Genomic DNA, 18,029 nt, shown 5'->3' with positions numbered 1-18,029 from the left:
GAATGGCCGAAGTCTAGGCCCAGACGCGAGAGGCTGAATAGCAAGATTGATGTGGGTGATGGAGGGGTAAAACGTGACAGAGCACTGCCTCAGCCATCTGTAGGAGCCAACTTGTTGGCGAAGGTCCTTCGGACTGATCGCAGCCTTCGGCAGCTCCTACAGTTTGTGCAGCGCCAGAAACCCGTGGGACCGAATTCATTCGGGAAGGCTTCCGTCCTGACACGCTGCAACCTCAATCCACACAAAGTGCCACTCAGTTTGCAGCGCGACAGCGCGGTGTAGAGGTGCCGCAGAACGCCGCGCTAAACCCTCAACGCTGCGCAGCCAACAACTCAGCCAGTTGGTCCGGCGGCATCGGGTACGCGAGCAGATAACCTTGAGCCGAAGGGCAGCGCAGTTCTTTCAGGCGTTCCAATTGCTCGGTGGTTTCGATGCCCTCAGCCGTGATGTCGAATCCGAGTTTTCGACCCAGCCACAAGATGCTTTGCACAATGGCCAAGGTCCGGTTGTGGGTCATCATCCGTGAGACAAAAGAACGGTCGATTTTTATTGCATCGATAGGGTAACGGTCGATGTACGCCAATGAGCTGTACCCGGTGCCAAAGTCATCCAGCGCAACGCGAACGCCCATTTCACGCACTTTCTCGAGTATCAGACCGATGGCTTCGGGTTCATGCAGGAAAATGTTCTCGGTGACTTCTATTTGTAGGCGGTCGGCTGGAAAGTGGGTGCTGGTCAGAAAGTGCTCCAGTTGTGCGACGAACCCGGAATACTTGAGCTCTCTTCCGGAGACATTCACGTTCAGCTGTAAATCCATTTCCGGGTATTTGTTTCTCCATTCTTGAAGCTGCCTGCATGCTTCGCTCATGACCCAATAACCGATCTGCTGAATGGCGCCGATTTCTTCGGCGAAGGGGATGAACAGGTCAGGTCTAACCAGGCCGCGCTGGGGGTTATTCCAGCGAATCAGCGCTTCGACCGCTTTCAGGTTGCCTGTTTGCAGGTCATAGATCGGTTGGTAATGCAGCACAAATTCGTTGCGGGCGATGGCTTGTTTGAGCGCGCTCTGTAGCGACAGGGCTTCTATTGCTTTTTCACGCATTGAATGGTCAAAAAGCGCGTACTGGCCACCGCCTTTGGACTTCGCGGTGTACATGGCGACGTCGGCGTCGCGCAGTAGCTCTTCAGGTGTTTCGTGACTTTTATTGATGCTAACGATGCCGATGCTGCACGCGGTAAAGATATCCTGTCCGCTGACGTGGAGAGGCGCTTGTAATTGGTCGATGATGCGCATCGCCAGTGCGGCAGCATCTGCGGCGGCTAATTCGCCCTCGACTAGCAAAACGAACTCATCGCCGCCAAATCTCGAGAGGATTTCGGATGGCCTCAAGCACTGCTCAAGCCGGCGAGCCACGGCCGAGAGCAGAAGGTCTCCGGTCCGATGGCCAAGGCTGTCATTGACCAACTTGAAGCGATCCAGATCCATGAACAAGACAGTGGCGTGAGGCTGTCCATTAAGGTACCGCTGCTCAAAGACCTGACTGAGCCGCGCCATGATGAAGGCCCGATTGTTCAGCTGTGTCAGGGCATCATGTGACGCAGCGTAGGACAATTCTTTTTCGATCTGTTGGCGCTCAACCAGCCGGATCTCCAGCGCATTTTTTTCGGCCAATATCACATGCGCTTGATAAGCGAGTTTCTCGGCCTCCTTTCGTTCGCTGATGTCGCGTTGCACCGAGATCCAGTGGGTGAACCAGCCGCGCTCGTTGGCCACCGGAACGATGCTCAGTTGAACCCAGAACTCACTGCCGTCGCGCCGTTTGTTCAGCAGCTCGACTTCGACGGGTTGCCAGCCTTCAAGCGCTGTTCTTATCTGGTCCAGCGTCTCGCGATTTGTGTTATCGCAGTGAAGTATCCGAGGCGTTAGTCCGAGCACTTCTGCTTCGCTGTAACCCGTGGTGGCGGTAAAAGCGGCGTTGCAATAGACAATGCGCGGCCCCGGCGTGTCTAAAGGTTCCGCTTCAGTGATCAGAATCGCATCCTTGGCATGAACCACCACGGACTCCAACAGTCGCAGTCGCTCCATGAGGTGGCCACTTGTTCGTTCAAGCGTCCCGTCGCCGTTAGTGGGGTAGAGTTCGTGAGCGAGTTGAACCGCGTGGGTCTGCAGTACATATTTTTGCGCCGAACTTAACCCAGCCTGGGTCAGATGATGCGCCACCAATAAGGCGCCAAGCAGTTTTCCGTCGGGCCCTTTAATCGGCACCCAAATCATCAGTTTGATGGGTTTTCCAGCGAGCACTTCAAAATCATGCAGCCCGTCTGCTGTCACCTTGGACGCATCGTCCAGTACCAGAAGGTCAGTTTGCCGAAATGCGTTTTGTAGCCAGGATTGATGGGCTTCTTCCAAAGCGAGAGGGCTGGCGGCCTCAAAGCTCACGATCGATTCCCATCTTTTTGCGCAGCCCGCATAGAGTACGGCCGAACTACAGCTCGCCGAGTGCGCGGCACTGCGCACCAATCTGTCCAGGCGCTCGAGGCTTTGATCATCAAGGTATGAGTGCGTCACGATAGACCTCTTGTGCGGGGGGGCTGGGTCAAAGTTCAGGACCGCACACGGTTCTCGACATCGAGTCTCGTTACGACAGGGCCACATGGACTGGAAAGCGCTGTGTCGCTGGTAGCACTTTGATACGATCGTATACTAATTTGTACGTAGTTAAACAAAAAAACCTATACATAAATAATCATTCGTACAACTTATGCATAAATAAAGCTGGCGACTGTGGAAAGCGTGGGTACTCAACACAAAAAAAGGGGAGCCGAAGCTCCCCTTTTCTGCGTATCAGCGATCAGCCAATGGTCATTAAGCTTGCATTGCCTCCCGCGGCGGCGGTGTTCACACTCAGCGCCCGCTCAATTACCAGGCGTTCAAGGGCTATATTGGTTTCCCCGTGGGACAGCCCGTGAACCCCGACGATGGCGCCTTCGCGTTTGGCGATGTGCTGGCAGACGGCCTGGAGTTGATCCGAGTCGCCATGATGCAGAACCGCATCAATGACCACCTCGTCTTTATTCCAGTCCGCCACCGGTTGTATGCGCCCTTGCACTTCCTTGGGCAGGCGCGTGCGCAAGGTTTTGCTCAGGTCCGAGTCGGGCCAGACCGCAGTACTACCCACGGCCAAAACGGCTGCCAATTGAGTGAGCAGGTCAGCTTCGTTTTCGGCCAGGCACAGCACATGCTCGCGTGGCAGAAGACTGTAGCTGTTGCGTTCACCTGTCGGCCCCGTCAATACCCGAGTGATGCCGCTTTGTGATTGCTCTGCGAACTTATTGCAAAGTATGCCGAGCGATTCTTGCCGCTGGCTGTCGGCCCAGGTTTTCAACGCCTTGAGCGGTTTGCTCATGGCATCTCGCATTTGGGTGTTGGGCGCAGTCAGCGCATCGCCACGGGCGAACGATTGTTCAATGGCATCCACCGGACGCGTCGACAGCAGACGGTACAAGTACAGCGGGCCACCGGCTTTCGGCCCGGTGCCAGACAGGCCTTCACCGCCGAAGGGCTGAACACCGACCACGGCGCCAACAATGTTACGGTTCACGTAAACATTGCCCGCGTTGACGTTATCGATGACTTTGGCGATGGTTTCGTCGATGCGCGTGTGAACGCCCAAGGTCAACCCATAACCGGACGCGTTGATCTGACCAATCAGTAGGTCCAGCTCTTTGCGCTTGTAGCGAACGACGTGCAGCACCGGACCGAAAATCTCGCGCTGCAGTTCGTCGAAGCTTTCCAGTTCAATCAAGGTGGGCGTGACGTAGGTGCCGCGTTTGATTTCATCGCTGTCGGCAATGGCTACCTGATAAACGCTGCGGCCTTTGTCGCGCATGGCCTGGATGTGTTTCTCGATACCGTCCTTGGCTTCTGCGTCGATCACCGGGCCAATGTCTACGGACAAGCGCTCTGGATTGCCCAGACGGCATTCGGCCATGGCGCCCTTGAGCATTTCGATCACGCGATCGGCGGAGTCTTCTTGCAAGCACAGGACGCGCAACGCCGAGCAGCGTTGGCCTGCGCTGTCGAACGCCGAAGACACGACGTCGGTAACCACTTGTTCGGTCAGCGCCGAGGAATCAACGATCATCGCGTTTTGTCCGCCAGTCTCGGCGATCAGCGGGATAGGTCTGCCTTGTGCATCCAGTCGCCCGGCAATATTGCGTTGCAGTAGGCGGGCGACCTCGGTGGAGCCGGTGAACATCACGCCTTTGATTCGGTCATCACCCACCAGTCGCGCACCGACTGTCTCGCCGCGACCTGGAAGCAATTGCACGACGCCTTCTGGAATACCCGCTTCCAGCAGTAAACGAACAGCTTGCGCAGCAATCAGCGGTGTTTGCTCGGCAGGCTTGGCCAACACCGGATTCCCGGCGGCCAACGCGGCGGCGACTTGACCACTGAAAATAGCCAGCGGGAAGTTCCATGGGCTGATGCAAACCACTGGACCCAGCGGGCGGTGGGCGTCGTTGGTGAAGTCGTTACGTGCCTGGACGGCGTAATACCGAAGGAAATCTACGGCTTCCCGGACCTCGGCAATCGCGTTGGCGAAGGTCTTCCCTGCCTCGCGGGCCAGCAGACCCATCAGCGGTTGAATTTCACCTTCCATTAAATCAGCGGCACGTTCGAGGATCGCGGCGCGCTCGGCAGGCGGGGTCGCTTGCCAGATAGGCGCGGCGTTCAAGGCGCACTGAATCGCGTTGTCGACGTCTTCCAGATCAGCTTCCTGAACGTGGCCAACGACGTCACGCAGGTCAGATGGATTAAGTACCGGAGCAAAGGTACCGATACTCGCAGGGCTGCCCAGCATTGGGCCGGCTTTCCAATCGTTATGGGCGGTGGCCAGCAATGCAGAAGACAGCGATGCCAGCCGGTGTTCGTTGGCCAGGTCGATGCCGCTGGAGTTGGCGCGGTCCGGGCCATACAGATCGCGAGGCAGAGGGATGCGCGGGTGTGGCAAGCCGAACCCGCCTTCCTGCGTCGCCATCTGCTCGATGCTGTTCACTGGATCGGCCACCAGTTCCTGTATGGAAATAGATTGGTCGGCGATGCGGTTGACGAATGAAGTGTTGGCGCCGTTCTCAAGCAGGCGGCGTACAAGATAAGCCAGCAGTGTTTCGTGCGTACCCACCGGCGCGTAGACCCGGCACGGTCGATTCAACTTGCCGTCGGCAACGGTGCCCACTACCTGCTCGTACAGCGGTTCGCCCATGCCATGCAGGCATTGGAACTCGTACTGGCCAGGGTAGTAGTTTTGGCCCGCGATGTGATAAATCGCGGCCAGAGTGTGGGCGTTGTGGGTGGCAAACTGCGGATAAATAACCTCGGGTACTGACAGCAGCTTCCTCGCACACGCAATGTAGGAAACGTCGGTGTAAACCTTGCGGGTGTACACCGGGTAGCCTTCCAGGCCATCAACCTGGGCGCGTTTGATTTCGCTGTCCCAATACGCGCCCTTGACCAGGCGAATCATCAAGCGATGACGGCTGCGGCGCGCTAAGTCAATCACGTAATCGATGACATACGGGCAACGCTTCTGGTACGCCTGAATCACAAAGCCGATGCCGTTCCAGCCGGTCAACTGTGGTTCGAAACACAAGCGCTCCAAGAGATCCAGCGACAGCTCAAGGCGGTCGGCTTCTTCGGCGTCGATGTTCAGGCCGATGTCATAGTGCTTGGCCAGCAGGGTTAGCGATAACAGTCGCGGGTACAACTCGTCCATCACGCGTTCGTATTGCGCGCGGCTATAGCGCGGATGCAAGGCGGAAAGCTTGATCGAGATGCCTGGGCCTTCATAAATGCCACGACCATGGGACGCTTTGCCAATGGAGTGGATGGCCTGCTCGTAGGAAGCCAGGTACTTCTGCGCGTCGCGTTCGGTCAGCGCCGCTTCACCGAGCATGTCGTAGGAATAGCGGAAGCCCTTGGCTTCGAAGCGACTGGCGTTGGCCAAGGCTTCGGCGATGGTTTCGCCGGTGACGAACTGCTCGCCCATCAAGCGCATGGCCATGTCCACGCCCTTGCGGATCATGGGTTCGCCACTTTTGCCGATGATGCGGCTCAGGGACGAGGTCAATCCGGCTTCGTTGTGGGTGGCGACCAGTTTTCCGGTCAGCAGCAGGCCCCACGTAGCGGCGTTGACGAACAGTGACGGGCTATTTCCCAAATGCGGGTGCCAATTGCCGGTGCTGATCTTGTCGCGAATAAGTGCGTCGCGAGTGCCTTTGTCCGGGATGCGTAGCAGTGCCTCGGCCAGGCACATCAGGGCGACGCCTTCTTGGGACGACAGTGAGAACTCTTGCAGCAAACCTTGCACGATGCCCGCACGGCCGGTGGCGCTTTTTTGATTGCGTAGCTTCTCGGCGATGCTCGCGGCAAGCTTCTGGGTGGCTTCAGCCATGGCCGCAGGCAGACGCGCCTGCTCCAACAGCATCGGCACTACTTCAGGTTCGGGGCGGCGATAAGCAGACGTGATCGCGGCGCGCAGGACCGATTGCGGAAGAATGCTTTCGGCGAATTCGAGGAAACATTGATGGGTGACATCGGCGTGCAGATCGACCAGTTCGTCGGGCTCCTTTCCGGTCAAACCGTTCAGTTCCATGAGGGTCGCACCGCCCTCAAGTTTTTCAAGGTAATTGAAAATGGCCTGCTTGATCAGCCAGTGGGGGGTTCGGTCGATAGACTGCGCGGCGGCTTTCAAGCGCTCGCGGGTCGCGTCGTCGAGCTTGACGCCCAGGGTGGTTGTCGCCATTTCTCATCCTCGTAATCGCCACCACGGTGTGGCTTAGCCGACGCTCAGGTTAATCTCGAAGTACTGCGGGTGCAACCTAGTGCAACCCGTTTTCGCGGAAATAATTATTAGCTCGATATTGCGGCACTTAGCCAGCTGTCAGGCGCGCAGCGATGGTGCTTTGTAGCCGGCAAACAGTAGGCTTTGCTCCGAAAAGAAGCAAAAAACATGCAGACACTAAAAAGGCACCATGGGTGCAACTTGATAAGAAAAAGGGGTTGCACCTCATTTGTATTGTTGACTAGGATTCCCGCCCCCGAGGTGATGCGTGTTCATTCTCGGTCTATCAGCTGACGTTTTCCTGGGGAAACTTCAGTCTAGCGTGCGGTTAGTTATTCATCCTGTGGAGCGGTTTGATCGTTGCGCACAGATTGATGGCCGTGCAAATAATAACGCCAGGGCGCAATTTTATGACTGTCAGCAATCCTACTTTGATCACCTTCGTGATCTACATCGCAGCAATGGTACTAATTGGCCTGATGGCCTATCGCTCCACCAATAACCTTTCTGACTATATTCTAGGCGGCCGCAGCCTCGGCTCCGTCGTTACTGCCTTATCGGCCGGTGCGTCGGACATGAGCGGCTGGCTATTGATGGGCCTCCCGGGCGCCATCTATATGTCGGGTCTTTCCGAAAGCTGGATCGCTATCGGCTTGGTCGCCGGTGCTTATCTGAACTGGCTGTTTGTCGCCGGGCGCCTTCGCGTGCAGACCGAACACAACGGCGACGCGTTGACCTTGCCGGATTATTTCACCAGCCGATTCGACGACAAAAGCGGCGTGCTGCGGATCGTTTCGGCTGTGGTGATTCTGGTGTTCTTCACTATTTACTGTGCGTCGGGCATTGTTGCCGGTGCCCGTTTGTTCGAAAGCACGTTTGGCCTGTCTTATGAAACTGCGCTGTGGGCCGGGGCAGCTGCAACAATCGCCTACACCTTTGTGGGCGGTTTCCTTGCAGTAAGCTGGACCGACACGGTGCAGGCCACCCTGATGATCTTCGCGCTGATCCTCACGCCCATCATCGTGTTACTGGCAACGGGCGGCATCGACGCCACGTTGCTGGCCATCGAAGCGAAAGACCCCACCCATTTCGACATGCTCAAGAACACCTCGTTGATCGGCATCATCTCGCTGATGGGCTGGGGCTTGGGCTATTTTGGCCAGCCGCATATTCTGGCGCGCTTCATGGCAGCGGATTCGGTTAAGTCGATTGCCAAGGCGCGTCGCATTTCCATGACCTGGATGATCTTGTGTCTTGGCGGCACAGTTGCGGTGGGCTTCTTTGGGATTGCCTACTTCTCAGCGCACCCCGAGTTTGCCGCGCCAGTAACGGAAAACCCTGAGCGGGTGTTCATCGAACTGGCTAAGTTGCTGTTCAACCCCTGGATCGCCGGTGTGCTGTTATCGGCCATTTTGGCGGCGGTGATGAGCACGCTGAGCTGCCAATTGTTGGTGTGCTCCAGTGCGCTGACCGAAGACTTCTACAAAGCCTTCTTCCGCAAAAAGGCATCAGACTCAGAGCTGGTGTGGGTGGGTCGCGGTATGGTTCTGTTGATTGCCGTGATCGCGATAGTCATCGCGTCGAACCCGGATAATCGGGTATTGGGTCTGGTGAGTTACGCGTGGGCAGGCTTCGGTGCTGCGTTCGGCCCTGTGGTGCTGATTTCCGTACTGTGGAAAGGCATGACGCGCAACGGCGCACTCGCGGGTGTTCTGGTCGGCACCATTACGGTGGTTGTCTGGAAACACTTCGCACTGCTGGGGTTGTACGAAATCATTCCAGGCTTCCTCTTCGCCAGCATCGCCATCGTGGTATTCAGTCTGCTGGGCAAAGCGCCGACGCCGGACATGCTGACACGCTTCGACGCTGCCGAAAAAGAGTTCAAGGCTGCCTCTCTCTGAATGATTGAAACCCCGGAACGGCCCACGCGATGGGCCGTTTTCAGCGCAGACCCTTCAGCCTTTTACGTGATTGATGTCCAGTTTGTAGAACGTCGCTTTGCCGCCTTCGCTGGTGTAACCCGTGTTGTCCTGGGTGTAGACCCCAGCCTTGAAGTACAGCGGCTTATCACGCCAGGTTGCGCTGATCGGGCTGCTCCAGTTTGAATCGCGCACGCTCACGCTCAGTTGTCCGCCGGGGCTGAGGTGGATGATGTATTTAAACGGCTCATTGAGGGGCACGTTTTCAGCAACGATGATCACGCGGCCTTCTTTGTCATCAAACCGGTTGCGCACCTTGGCGACGACCGTGCCGCTTTTTGTACTTTCCTTATATTGGTATTCGACCTTCAGCAGGGGGTCGGTGCTTTCGTACGCGTGAATTTGGCCGATGACGATTCGCCCGGACGATGGCACCTGATTGACCGCAACGGTGGCGCGTAAAAAATTGTCGGTGCTAGGGTACAACCAGTTGTGCAATGAACCATCGGAGTAGGTTTCTCGTAGTTCGCTGCGGGGGTAGATCGCGTTAGCGGTGCGTGAGCCAGTAACCGGAGACCAGAAAAAAATCGCGCCACTGTCGGATTGGAAATATTTTCCGCTGTAACCGTCGACCAACTGGGGAGTGTTGATGGTCGCAGGTGGGGAGCCTTCGGGGATGCTTAGGTTCCACGTTGCCAGGTCAATCATTTTTTAGCCTTCGATGTGTCTCATGGCCAGTAGAGAGGTGTCTGGCTCAAGGGTTTCCAAGTACCGTTTATAAACTTGTAAGAGAAAGTATTAGCGTTTTTCCGTCGAGCGGTTGGCGTCAATTTTTCGTGATGGCACTTAAAAGGTCTCTAATGGCCTTCTGATGGTGTATACCATTAGTCGGACGACCGGCATTTAGCCACTAGATGAAGCGTCCCTTGCTTCTGCTTTTGTTTTCCCAAGACTAGAGTAAGCGGCTAGTAGAATTCGGGCCTCGCCCTACGCCCTGGCGTACGGGCCACAGGAAGAGAAGCAGCATGGAATGCCTGCAATCAAAGCCATCGGAAGCTACCTCGGTCCTCTTGGTCGTTGATGATTACCCTGAAAATCTGATCACCATGCGTGCCGTCTTGCAGCGGCAAGATTGGCACGTCGTCACGGCCGGCTCCGGGGTCGAAGCGCTGAATGTGCTGCTGGAAATGGAAGTCGATCTAGTGTTGCTCGACGTCCACATGCCGGGCATGGATGGTTTTGAGGTTGCTCGGCTCATGCGCGGCAGCCAGCGCACCCGGCTGACGCCGATTATTTTCCTGACCGCCAGCGAACAGTCCCAGGCCTCGGTGCACAAAGGCTACGCTAGCGGCGCTGTGGATTATTTGTTCAAACCCTTCGATCCTCAGGTCCTGAAACCAAAAGTCCAGGCGTTACTGGAACATCAGCGTAACCGCCGCGCCTTGCAAACCCTGAGTCATGAACTGGAAGCTGCCCGCGCCTTCAACGCATCGGTGCTGTCGAACGTCGCCGAAGGCATCCTGGTCGTCGACGAGGCGGGCGTGATCAGTTTTGCCAATCCGGCGATTTGTCGTTTGCTCAATGCAACTGTCGATGAATTGCAGGGCACTGAAGTGATCGATTACCTGAGCAAGCCCCACGTGTTGCAATGGTCGGAGTCGGATTTTTATCGCAGCTACCGCAATGCGGATACGTACCGCATGCACGATGCCGTTTTGCGCACGGCTGACGGCCCTCAGGTGCCGGTCGCGTTGTCCTGTGCGCCGTTGCCCGCCGAGCAGCGGTCGATGGTGTTGAGTATTCTCGACATGTCGGTGGTGCGCGACTTGTGCCAGCAACTTGAGCAGCAGGCGGTGACCGACTCGCTCACCGGGCTGCTCAACCGCCGCGGTTTTTATCAAACGGTCGAAAACACCTTGGCGCGCTCCGACCGTGCCGACAAATCACTGGTGGTGTTGTACCTGGACCTTGATGGGTTCAAGCGTGTCAACGACTCGCTGGGTCACGATGCGGGTGATCGGGTGTTGCTATGGGTTGCTGAGCAGTTAAGGGAGTGTCTGCGGCCTTACGACATACTGGCGCGCATGGGCGGTGATGAGTTTACCGCTGTGATTGACGGTCTGGATTATCCGGAACAAGCGGCGATCATCGCTGAAAAATTAATTGAGCGCGTGTCTGTGCGACAGCAGATCGACGGTCTGGATGTCACGCTGGGCGCCAGCATTGGCATTGCGACCTACCCCGATTGTGGCGCCGACCTGGATGGCTTGCTGCGCGCCGCCGACATTGCCATGTACGAGGCCAAGCGCGCGGGGCGTCAGCAATATCGTTTTTATGACCATGAAATGAATGGTCGCGCCCGCTCGCGGTTGATGCTCGAAGAGAGCGTGCGAACGGCCATCGAGGGGAATGATTTCTCGTTGGTTTATCAGCCTCAGGTCTCTATTGAACACGGTCGCGTGCGCGGTTTTGAGGCTTTGTTGCACTGGCAACACCCTGACGTTGGGGATGTGCCGCCGGGGCTGTTTATCCCGCTGCTCGAAGAGACGCGTCTGATCAATAGGCTAAGCAGCTGGATTTTCGAGCAGGCCGCCGAACAGCGCCTGGCCTGGAACGGCATTTTTCCTCAGGAGTTGGTGCTGGCGGTGAGCGTCAGTGCTGCGCAGTTCAGCCTTCCCAATCTGGCCTCGGAACTTCACCTCGCCATCAACCGCTACGGGCTGCGACCGCATCAGCTAGAGGTCGAAATTTCCGAAGGTTCGCTGGCGCAGAGCCTTATTCACTCACGCAAGCAATTACAGGCCCTTCGTGAGGTCGGCGTGCGTATTGCGATGGATGATTTCGGTGTGGGTGAATGCTCACTTTCGCTCCTGCACACGCTTGAGCTGGATACGCTGAAAATTGATCGCCAGTTTGTCGCTCGGCTACTCGACTCACCGCGTGATGCGGCGGTGGCGCGCAGTGTCATTCAGCTCTGTCGTGAGTTGGGCATGCTAGTGATTGCCGAAGGTGTCGACAAGGCCGAGCACTATCAGTGGCTGGCCGAAAACGGTTGTCACTTGGTTCAGGGGGCTTTGATCACGCCGCCGCTGACCGCGGACGGTGCCCTACAGTTTTTAAAACCGTTCGACTGGGACAGGTCCAAAGGGATTTGAATTCGGTACACTGGGACTTTCAAACCTTCGTTGCCCCTTATGATCGCGCCTGCTTTCCCTCCGTTGAAATACCTGCAAGCTTATCCGCCGGCTCTCCAGGAGCAGGTGCAGCAATTGATTTCGCAGAATCGGCTGGAGGCTTATTTGAAACAACGCTATCCCGAGCGCCACGCGGTGCAGAGCGATAAAGCGTTGTACGTCTATGCGCTGGCGTTAAAGCAAGAGTACCTGCGCAACGCACCCAATATCGACAAAGTGCTGTTCGATAATCGTCTTGACCTGACCCACCGAGCGCTAGGGTTGCACACGACAATTTCCCGAGTCCAAGGCGGGAAGCTCAAGTCCAAGAAAGAAATCCGCATTGCCTCATTGTTCAAGGACGCCGCGCCAGAATTTTTAAAGATGATCGTGGTTCACGAGCTGGCGCACTTCAAAGAGTCAGACCATAACAAAGCGTTTTATCAGCTGTGTGAACACATGCAGCCCGGCTATCACCAGTTAGAGTTCGATCTGCGCATTTACCTGACGTACCGTGACCTGCAAGGAAAAGCCGCCGAATGAATCTCGACAAGGCCCCGACGATGGATGTCAGCAAGACTAAAAGCAGTTTTTATCGCCGTTTGTACGTGGCGTATTTGATTGATAGCGGCACCGCCGCGAGCGTTCCTGCGCTGTGTGATGCAACCGGTATGCCGCGCCGCACGGCACAAGACACCATCGCCGCGTTGGCCGATCTGGACATTGTGTGCGAGTTCCAACAGCAGGACGGTGCGCGTAATCATGCAGGCAGCTATCAGATCAGAGAGTGGGGTGCACTCGACAAAATCTGGATCGCTCAGCATCTGCCGCACATAAAAGCAGTGTTGGGCTACCCATGAAGAAGCACTAGTCCAGGTCGCGACGCATACCTATGTGGGGGATATCGTCCTCTAGGTACACCTCGCCAACAGGCTTGAAGCCATAGCGGCCGTAGTAGCCTTGTAAGTGGGCTTGAGCCGAGAGATAGATCGGTTGGTCAGGCCACTTTTGTTCGGCGTGCACCAATGCCTGCACTATCAAGGAATGCCCCATGCCGCGTTTGCGCGCAACCAGTGCAGTGACAACGCGGCCGATGACGACATCACCGCCTTGCTGGATCGGATCAAGCAGGCGCAAATAGGCCACCAGCACGTCGTTTTCCCAAGCCATCAGGTGACAGGTGTCACCCTCCAGATCCTGACCGTCGACGTCCTGATACCAGCACTTTTGCTCGACCACAAAAACTTCGGCACGCAACCGCAATATAGCGTAGAGCTGTTCTTTGCTGAGGTCGGTGTGGTGTTTGCAAACCCAATTGATCGACATGTGACAGGCCTGAAAAAGAATTCTGGGGCGGATACTAAAGCCAGTGTCCGATTGGATGCCAGATAGAACTGTAGCGTTTTAACGCAAAAGGCTACGGGTGCAGGTGAAAAGAAAAAAGTTTTTGATTCGGCGATGGGCCATCAGGACTGTTGGTCGCAAGGTTCGCGATTGTGTAATCTGCATGCCATCTCTGGATTTCGATTGTGTATGAGCGAGTATTAATCCGGGTCGTGATCCAACGCGTCCCCCGTATGGCGGCCAGCTGTCCGCCTTAGGATCTTGAGCATGCCACGATTGCTTCGAGCCATGGGTTTGCTGGGATTGTTGTTGATGGCGCACGGCGCCGAAGCGCAAACGTTGCGTTTGGTCGGCGATGCATGGCCACCTTTTACTGACGTCAATCTGGCTAACGGTGGATTGGCTACAGACCTCGTCAGCACGGCCTTAAAGCGTGCCGGTTACACCACTGAATTTGAGCAAGTGCCTTGGGCGCGTGCGTTGTTTGGGTTAGGAGAAGGGCGCTATGACGTGTTGGTCGATGCCTGGTTTAATCACGATCGCACGCTGTTAGGAGAGTTTTCGAACGAGTACCTGCTTAACCGCGTTCGCTTTCTCAAGCGCAAAGATTCCCCTATCGTTTTCGATAATTTACAGCAGCTTCATCCGTTTCCCATCGCTGTGGTGCGAGGCTATGCCTATTCATTAGCGTTTGATAATGATGCCGAGCTGCAAAAAGTCCCGGTCCACAGTTTTTCCATGGCGCTGCAAATGCTGGAGGCAGGGCGGGTTGCGCTGACCGTGGAGGATGAATATGTCGCCCGTTATAACCTGAATAACGAGTCGCAACAGGTCCGTGACAGCGTTGAATTTCTTCCCAAGTCACTGAGCGAGAACAGCCTGCATATTCTGGTCAGCCTGAAGAATCCCGATCACGCGCAAATTGTTGCCAACTTTGATCGGGAGATAGCTGCAATGAAAGCCGATGGGACCTATGACCGTCTATTTCGTGAGCACGGCCTGTAACTGGAACTGACCGCTGTGTCAGGCGGCAATGGGTTCTTTGATCAAGTGCGCGGCCAACGTCCGCAATGGTCCTAACTGACGGCCAATCAACGCGAGCTGGGTTTGCACCAGCCGCTGGCTGTCGTCTATCTCGTCAGGAATCTGTTCAAGGTCAGTGGCCAGCGCTTCTTCGGCATCACTCTGGATCGCCACGGGCTTTTTGTTGGCCAGGCTTTGCGCGATTTCATCGATGCTCGCTGCCAAGCTGGCACCCGCACCATCGATCAAATGCTCCCGCGCCTCGGCGGGTAACTGGGTTTCCCGGTGCGCCCCCAGCCCCGATAAATAACTGAGCAGCGTGTGAGACAACACCAAAAATCTGAAACCGACGTCGGCGTCTTTGCGAAAGTGTCCCGGCTCCATCAGCATGTTGGCCAAGGTGGTCGATAGCGCCGCGTCGGCATTGTGGGCGTTGCGGCGGGCCAAGCGGTAAGCCAAGTCGTCATTCTTGCCGTGTGCATACTGCTGCATGATTTGCCGCAGATAAATGCTATTGCAGGTGAGGGTATTGGCCAGCACTTTGTTCAGCCGCCGCCCTTGCCAGTCCGGCAAGAACAGGAACACCGCAAGGCCCGCAATCAGGCTGCCCAGCAAGGTATCGAACAGGCGCGGCAGGAACAGCCCGTAACTGTCGCCGGTCTGATTGAAGCAGAACAAAATCATCAGAGTCATCGCGGCGGTGGCCAAGGTATAGCGCGAGGTCCGGTTGACGAAGAATACGATGCCTGCCGCAATGGCGAATGTTGATTGAATCAGCGGGCTGGGAAACAGATCGAACAAGGCCCATCCCGCGGTCAAGCCAATCGCCGTTCCGCTGATTCGCTGCACCAGCTTGCGCCGCGTCGCGCCGTAGTTAGGCTGGCAGACGAACAGTGTGGTCAAAATAATCCAGTAACCCTGGGACGGATGCACCAAATGCACCATGCCATAACCGACGCTCAACGCCAGCGGTAGCCGCAAGGCATGGCGGAACAGCAGCGACGTTGGCGTCAGTTGCAGCCGGACGCGATTCCATACGTCCTTCAGACCGCTCGGCGACCGGTCAAGCAAAGTACTATCGGTGGCATCGGCCAAGCTGTCGGGGTTGCTGGCGTCTCTGAGCAGGCGGTCCAGGGTTCCCAGGTTGGCAGCCAACGCGCGCAACGAGCGCAACAGCCCGCGCCACGCTGGATTGCTCTGAATGCGCAGGTGCTCCAACGAGGCATGCAAGTCCTCCAAGGCATGGGCAAAACCTTCGTCATACACAAAGGGCTGACGCAGTTGGATGGTTTCCGACAGTCGACGGCACGCGACCCCTTGCTGGCGCAGCAGTCGCAGACAACGGAACAGCACATCGCTGTGGAAGAATGCTTCGGCCAGCGCGTTATATGGGTAGTGGGAGGAACTGGCGCGTTCGTGGATGTCCTGAGCGAGAAAGTACAGCTTGAGGTAGCGATTGACCTTGGCCCCAGGCCGGCCATCGCCCACGCGGTGCAGAATAATTTCCTTCGCGGCATTGAGCGCCGCAACGACTCGGCCATTTTGCTGCGCCAACGCCAGGCGGCGACCTTCAAGGTCCAGTTGGCGGATGGGCTCAAACAGCGTCGACTTGAGTTCCAGGTAGCGACCCAGTTCGCTAAAAAGCTTCGCCAGGCTTTGTTGCACCGGTTGATTGGAAAACAGCATCTGCCACAGCACCGACAATAAGCCGTACCAGGCAGCGCCCGCGACCAGCAACATCGGCTCATGCCAAACGTCTGCCACCTCGCCGCCACGCTGATCAACGCCAATCATGGTGTACACCGACAATATGAGGGTGGCCGAGGCGATGGCGCCATAGCGTCCGCCCAGCGCACCCAACATGGTCAGGCAAAACGCCGCGACGGCCAGAGCGCAGACAAAAATCAGCGGGTAGGGAAAGAGTAATTCAACCGAGAGAGAGGCGATGCTGAAACACACCAAGGTCACGGCCAATGCGTTGAGGCGTCCTTGCCAGCTGTCATCAGTCTCGGCCAGCGCGCTGGCGATAATCCCCAAAAACACCGGGATCAGCAGGGCCATTTCGTTCTGGTACCAACACAGCGCCATCGTCCCAGTCAGGGCGATGAACACGCGCAAGCTGTAGCTGAACTTATCCAGCGCCCACAAACGGCGGAGCGTATGACGAAAAGAAGGTGATGGCATAAGGGCTTACGGCCTTGTTCGCTATTGATCCAGATCAGCTAAGTATCTACAGCGCTAAGTGTCAGCTGTACATAAGGTTTAGCAAAAATGTTTTTGCAGCCGCCGGTTCACCGCCCCCCCTGTCGGAGCCAACTTGTTGGCGAAGGGCATGACGTGGGGGGTAGGTGTAACGCTTCCCGAATGAATTCGGTCCCACAGGGGGATGCGGATTCGGCGTGGGACCGAATTTATTCGGTCAGGGCGCGACGCGGTAATTCAGACAAACTGCGCAGCCGCGTACGCCGAGGCCCAGGCCCATTGGAAGTTGAAGCCGCCTAGATGGCCGCTGACGTCCAGCACTTCACCGATGAAATACAGCCCCGGTGATTTCAGCGACTCCATGGTCTTGGACGACACCTCCCTGGTGTCGATGCCGCCGAGGGTGACTTCCGCCGTGCGATAGCCTTCGGTGCCCGCAGGCACCACCTGCCAGCTGGCGAGTTTTTCAGCGATCTCATTGAGTTCGCTCGGCGTGTATTGCTTCATCGGTTTGGAAACGAACCAATGCTCGGCAATCAGGTTGGCCATCTTCTTGGTGAAGAGTTCACCCAGCAGGGTTTTCAGTTCGCTGTTAGGCCGTTCGGCTTGTTGTTGCACTAACCATTCAAGGGCATCGTGGTCCGGCAGCAGGTTGATTTCGACGGCTTCGCCGGGGTGCCAGAACGAAGATATCTGCAGAATCGCCGGCCCGCTCAGACCCCGGTGAGTGAACAAGATGTTTTCGCGAAAGCTCATGTCGTTACAGCTGACCAGGCAATCCACCGAAGTACCGGACAGTTCGGTACACAGTTCTTTAAGCTGGTCGGTGATGGTAAACGGCACCAGTCCGGCGCGGGTCGGCAGCAGGGTATGACCGAACTGTTTGCCGACTTGATAACCAAAACCGGTCGCGCCCAGGGTCGGGATCGAAAGTCCGCCGGTGGCGATGACCAGCGATTGGCAATTTAACGTGCCCATTGTCGTGCCGAGGCTGTAGCCGTCGTCGGTCTTTTCGATGTTTTGTACCGATGTGTCCAGATGCAGGCTGACACCGGCTTGTTCGCATTCGTTAAGCAGCAGCTCAAGGATGTCGCTGGATTTGTTATCGCAAAACAACTGGCCGAGTTTCTTCTCGTGGTACGGCACGCCGTGCTTGGCGACCAGCGCAATGAAATCCCACTGGGTATAACGCGCCAGTGCCGATTTGCAGAAGTGCGGGTTTTGCGAAAGGAAATTTCCGGGTTCGGTGTACATGTTGGTGAAGTTGCAACGTCCACCGCCGGACATGAGGATTTTTTTGCCGGCTTTGTTCGCGTGATCAATCAGCATCACCGTACGGCCGCGATTGGCCGCCGTGAGGGCGCACATCAAACCTGCGGCGCCAGCGCCGATGATCACAACGTCAGTAACGGGCAAAGCGAAATCCTCGGGTAACGGTTAAATCTTTATGGTCTGACATGACCCCTTCCCGAATTCAATCGCCCCCTGTAGGACCGAATTTATTCGGGAAGCTTTTTGGGGTC

The 18,029-nt window shown here is 56.5% G+C and carries 11 protein-coding genes; 5 read left to right on the top strand and 6 right to left on the bottom strand.

Features of this window, described 5'->3' with window-relative positions; translation table 11 throughout:
- Window positions 1–310: 310 nt before the first annotated feature.
- Together RHM59_RS14480 and putA are read right to left on the bottom strand one after the other, a co-directional pair.
- Window positions 311–2,275 (bottom strand): putative bifunctional diguanylate cyclase/phosphodiesterase, encoded by a 1,965-nt coding sequence (locus RHM59_RS14480; RefSeq protein ID WP_416195096.1) that lies wholly within the window; start codon window positions 2,273–2,275, stop codon window positions 311–313.
- Between the two features lie 577 nt (window positions 2,276–2,852).
- A complete protein-coding gene (gene putA / locus RHM59_RS14475; RefSeq protein WP_322167286.1) occupies window positions 2,853–6,806 on the bottom strand; it encodes a trifunctional transcriptional regulator/proline dehydrogenase/L-glutamate gamma-semialdehyde dehydrogenase in 3,954 nt (1,317 codons plus the stop codon).
- 449 nt (window positions 6,807–7,255) lie between these two features.
- On the opposite strand from putA, the gene putP reads away from it, so the two are divergent.
- Window positions 7,256–8,746, top strand: a complete 1,491-nt coding sequence (putP, locus tag RHM59_RS14470) for a sodium/proline symporter PutP (protein WP_322224500.1) — start codon at window positions 7,256–7,258, stop codon at window positions 8,744–8,746.
- 54 nt (window positions 8,747–8,800) lie between these two features.
- On the opposite strand, the gene RHM59_RS14465 is transcribed toward putP, so the two are convergent.
- Window positions 8,801–9,472 carry a polysaccharide lyase family 7 protein gene (locus tag RHM59_RS14465; protein WP_322167288.1) on the bottom strand — a complete coding sequence of 224 codons (672 nt, stop codon included), beginning with the start codon at window positions 9,470–9,472 and terminating at the stop codon, window positions 8,801–8,803.
- 317 nt (window positions 9,473–9,789) lie between these two features.
- On the opposite strand from RHM59_RS14465, the gene RHM59_RS14460 reads away from it, so the two are divergent.
- Genes RHM59_RS14460 through RHM59_RS14450 form a run of 3 tightly spaced genes read left to right on the top strand, consistent with a single transcriptional unit; the run spans window position 9,790 to window position 12,797 of the window.
- The gene (locus RHM59_RS14460) at window positions 9,790–11,919 is read left to right on the top strand and encodes a putative bifunctional diguanylate cyclase/phosphodiesterase (protein WP_322224499.1); all 2,130 of its coding nucleotides are present in this window, start codon (window positions 9,790–9,792) and stop codon (window positions 11,917–11,919) included.
- Between the two features lie 39 nt (window positions 11,920–11,958).
- The gene (locus RHM59_RS14455) at window positions 11,959–12,480 is read left to right on the top strand and encodes a M48 family metallopeptidase (RefSeq protein ID WP_322224497.1); all 522 of its coding nucleotides are present in this window, start codon (window positions 11,959–11,961) and stop codon (window positions 12,478–12,480) included.
- A 20-nt stretch (window positions 12,481–12,500) separates the two neighbouring features.
- Window positions 12,501–12,797, top strand: coding sequence for a winged helix-turn-helix domain-containing protein (locus RHM59_RS14450; protein WP_322170675.1), 297 nt, complete (start codon window positions 12,501–12,503; stop codon window positions 12,795–12,797).
- Between the two features lie 7 nt (window positions 12,798–12,804).
- On the opposite strand, the gene RHM59_RS14445 is transcribed toward RHM59_RS14450, so the two are convergent.
- Window positions 12,805–13,263, bottom strand: coding sequence for a GNAT family N-acetyltransferase (locus RHM59_RS14445; protein ID WP_322224495.1), 459 nt, complete (start codon window positions 13,261–13,263; stop codon window positions 12,805–12,807).
- Between the two features lie 285 nt (window positions 13,264–13,548).
- Here RHM59_RS14445 and RHM59_RS14440 point away from each other — a divergent pair, with 285 nt between their 5' ends.
- Window positions 13,549–14,286: a substrate-binding periplasmic protein gene (locus RHM59_RS14440; protein ID WP_322224493.1), complete on the top strand. Its 738-nt coding sequence runs from the start codon at window positions 13,549–13,551 to the stop codon at window positions 14,284–14,286.
- An 18-nt stretch (window positions 14,287–14,304) separates the two neighbouring features.
- On the opposite strand, the gene yccS is transcribed toward RHM59_RS14440, so the two are convergent.
- Window positions 14,305–16,488 (bottom strand): YccS family putative transporter, encoded by a 2,184-nt coding sequence (gene yccS, locus RHM59_RS14435; RefSeq protein WP_322167294.1) that lies wholly within the window; start codon window positions 16,486–16,488, stop codon window positions 14,305–14,307.
- Window positions 16,489–16,743: 255 nt separating this feature from the next.
- Window positions 16,744–17,922 (bottom strand): NAD(P)/FAD-dependent oxidoreductase, encoded by a 1,179-nt coding sequence (locus RHM59_RS14430; protein ID WP_322167295.1) that lies wholly within the window; start codon window positions 17,920–17,922, stop codon window positions 16,744–16,746.
- Window positions 17,923–18,029 lie beyond the last annotated feature (107 nt).

It is taken from the genome of Pseudomonas sp. MH10 (genome assembly GCF_034353045.1).
Classification (GTDB): Bacteria; Pseudomonadota; Gammaproteobacteria; order Pseudomonadales; family Pseudomonadaceae; genus Aquipseudomonas.
Note: the sequence above shows the minus strand (reverse complement) of the source record. Positions and strands in the feature narration are given on the sequence as shown.

Excerpts from the sequence above, each read along its gene's own strand:
- RHM59_RS14455 (WP_322224497.1), top strand. The coding sequence starts at position 11,959 with ATGATCGCGCCTGCTTTCCCTCCGTTGAAATACCTGCAAGCTTATCCG.
- RHM59_RS14465 (WP_322167288.1), bottom strand. The coding sequence starts at position 9,472 with ATGATTGACCTGGCAACGTGGAACCTAAGCATCCCCGAAGGCTCCCCA.
- yccS (WP_322167294.1), bottom strand. The coding sequence starts at position 16,488 with ATGCCATCACCTTCTTTTCGTCATACGCTCCGCCGTTTGTGGGCGCTG.
- putP (WP_322224500.1), top strand. The coding sequence starts at position 7,256 with ATGACTGTCAGCAATCCTACTTTGATCACCTTCGTGATCTACATCGCA.
- RHM59_RS14445 (WP_322224495.1), bottom strand. The coding sequence starts at position 13,263 with ATGTCGATCAATTGGGTTTGCAAACACCACACCGACCTCAGCAAAGAA.
- RHM59_RS14480 (WP_416195096.1), bottom strand. The coding sequence starts at position 2,275 with ATGATTTGGGTGCCGATTAAAGGGCCCGACGGAAAACTGCTTGGCGCC.
- putA (WP_322167286.1), bottom strand. The coding sequence starts at position 6,806 with ATGGCGACAACCACCCTGGGCGTCAAGCTCGACGACGCGACCCGCGAG.
- RHM59_RS14460 (WP_322224499.1), top strand. The coding sequence starts at position 9,790 with ATGGAATGCCTGCAATCAAAGCCATCGGAAGCTACCTCGGTCCTCTTG.
- RHM59_RS14440 (WP_322224493.1), top strand. The coding sequence starts at position 13,549 with ATGCCACGATTGCTTCGAGCCATGGGTTTGCTGGGATTGTTGTTGATG.
- RHM59_RS14450 (WP_322170675.1), top strand. The coding sequence starts at position 12,501 with ATGGATGTCAGCAAGACTAAAAGCAGTTTTTATCGCCGTTTGTACGTG.